The organism is Moorena sp. SIO3I6 (assembly GCF_010672095.1).
Genome location: NZ_JAAHHU010001239.1, coordinates 1 through 1,512, shown reverse-complemented (window position 1 = coordinate 1,512; position 1,512 = coordinate 1). Strand labels below are relative to the sequence as shown.

Annotated in this window: 3 protein-coding genes and 1 pseudogene; 1 reads left to right on the top strand and 3 read right to left on the bottom strand. The window is 43.3% G+C overall.

All coding sequences use genetic code 11. The annotated features are described in order from the left end of the window. From F6K49_RS48130 to F6K49_RS48120, 3 genes and pseudogenes are all read right to left on the bottom strand, one after another. A pseudogene (locus tag F6K49_RS48130) lies at window positions 1-208 on the bottom strand (hypothetical protein); the annotation flags it as partial. Between the two features lie 252 nt (window positions 209-460). Beyond that, entirely contained in the window at window positions 461-790 is a 330-nt protein-coding gene (locus F6K49_RS48125) for a hypothetical protein (protein ID WP_293109702.1), read from the bottom strand. 253 nt (window positions 791-1,043) lie between these two features. Beyond that, window positions 1,044-1,322 carry a hypothetical protein gene (locus F6K49_RS48120; RefSeq protein WP_293017328.1) on the bottom strand — a complete coding sequence of 93 codons (279 nt, stop codon included), beginning with the start codon at window positions 1,320-1,322 and terminating at the stop codon, window positions 1,044-1,046. Window positions 1,323-1,411: 89 nt separating this feature from the next. Here F6K49_RS48120 and F6K49_RS48115 point away from each other — a divergent pair. After that, window positions 1,412-1,512: DUF433 domain-containing protein (locus F6K49_RS48115; RefSeq protein ID WP_293109704.1), on the top strand; the 101-nt coding region annotated here is incomplete at its 3' end.

The following is a 1,512-nucleotide window of genomic DNA, read 5'->3' as shown; positions in this document are numbered from 1 at the left end:
ACGCTTCAAGTCCGAATTTCGATAAGCCATCAGCAGCTATTCCCACCACCCCAAGGAAAGCAATGCCTCCGATCATTCCGAATGGACCTAACATTGCCAAAGCCGCTGTGATCGCTGCTGCTCCAGTAAATCCCGTTGTTGCCATAGCAATCAGAAGTATCACACCAGGTAAGCCTAGTGCAGCAACCTTTCTAACCACTTCATCCATATCACTATACCTCAATATTGTTAGCTTATAAAGTTGATATAATGTTCACCAGTATTCCCTCCAAACTGAGTAACGACATCAGTGGAAATAACAGTGGAAACGCATCTTATTTTGAAATACCTAAGAGACTGTTTGTTAAACTTTGCTTAAATCAGCCACGTAGGGTGGGTTAGGCGGCGAGGACTTTAAAAGCTCACCTGTTAACAGAGCTGTCCCCCGTAACCCACCAATAAGATTTACTTTAGAAACAGTCTATAATTCGGCTTTGAGTTTGCGTTTCAAATCAGCAGAAACCATTAACCGTTCAATCTCTTTACAGAGAGATGCTTTAGATTCTCCTTCTTGTTGGCGCTGTTTATATATTCCAACCAGTAACGCTTCAAGTCCGAATTTCGATAAGCCATCAGCAGCTATTCCCACCACCCCAAGGAAAGCAATGCCTCCGATCATTCCGAATGGACCTAACATTGCCAAAGCCGCTGTGATCGCTGCTGCTCCAGTGAATCCCGTTGTTGCCATAGCAATCAGAAGTATCACACCAGGTAAGCCTAGTGCAGCAACCTTTCTAACCACTTCATCCATATCACTATTCCTCAATATGTTTAGCTTAGAGAATTGCTCTAATTTTCACAAGTATTCCCTCCAAACTGAGTAACGACATCAGTGGAAATAGGGAATTATTGAATCAACGACGAAGCAAGCTAATAAAAGGTTTACACCAACCACTTTACGCTGTCTACTTATGGTTAGCGTGAATGTTGCCTTGCTTCCTACTGTAAACTACAGTCAAGGAATCAGGATTCCGGAAAATACTACCTCCCGTTCTTTTTTTTGTTTACAGGAAAAGAAAATTATCGCTCTCAAGAGCACTGCCCTGAACTTCCTTCAGAACAGCCAAGTCTTGACCTAAAGTACTGGTTAAAATATTATCCTGATTTTGAGCGATCGCAATATCTTCAAAGGTGACCCCTAGACCGCTCATCACCAGTACATCAACATCCAACTCAAAGTCAGTAATGGTGTTAGCAGTGCTGGGAAAAGCCGCCGCCGCAATCCAAAACTGATCGGCGTCATCACCGCCAGTTAGCAGGCTATCACCATTGCCAGCAAACAAGATGAGGATATCAATTCAGATTAAATAAGTTCGGAGCAGTTAGCGGTAGGCTAAAATTAGAGAAACTCCTAGTATACGGAATAACGGACATGAAAACCGCAGCCCGTGTTATTCATAGCGACCCTGACATCCTGGGAGGAACCCCTGTTTTTGTTGGAACTCGTGTGCCAATAAAAACTTTGCTCGATTA

Bases quoted from the DNA above. Each gene is read 5' to 3' on its own strand.
- F6K49_RS48125 (WP_293109702.1), bottom strand. From the start codon at position 790: ATGGATGAAGTGGTTAGAAAGGTTGCTGCACTAGGCTTACCTGGTGTG.